Origin of the sequence: Pseudomonas gebzensis, assembly GCF_034427815.1 — a bacterium.
Classification (GTDB): domain Bacteria; phylum Pseudomonadota; class Gammaproteobacteria; order Pseudomonadales; family Pseudomonadaceae; genus Aquipseudomonas.
Genome location: NZ_JAXQNS010000051.1, coordinates 1 through 400, shown reverse-complemented (window position 1 = coordinate 400; position 400 = coordinate 1). Strand labels below are relative to the sequence as shown.

Annotated in this window: 1 protein-coding gene; it reads left to right on the top strand. The window is 63.8% G+C overall.

Annotated features, from left to right (window positions below):
• Nucleotides 1-400, top strand: a 400-nt coding sequence (locus SJI00_RS22420; protein ID WP_322463866.1) for an Ig-like domain-containing protein, incomplete at both ends; no start/stop codon positions are given.

The window sequence follows — 400 nt, the reverse complement described above, 5'->3', positions numbered from 1 at the left end:
TGCCCTGCAGGTCGACCTGACCGATGCGGCGGGGAATGTTTCTGCAGCAGCGTCGGTGCTGACACCGGACCTCACGGCGCCGGCTCAGCCGACGGATCTCACGGTTGCCGATGGCGTGACGCTGACAGGTACAGGCGAACCAGGCGCCACAGTTCAGGTTCGTGATGCGGCTGGGAATGTGATTGGTACAGGCCAGGTCCGGGCGGACGGTGGGTTCACCGTGACGTTGAATCCGGCGCAGGCCAATGGTGAGTTCATCGATGTTCGCCAGACCGATGCGGCGGGGAATACGTCTTCGCCGTTGGCGTTCCAGGTGCCGGATATCACTGCGCCGGAGGCTGTGCAAAACGTTGTGGTCAGCGCCGATGGCCTGACTGTTTCAGGGCGTGGCGAAGCCGGT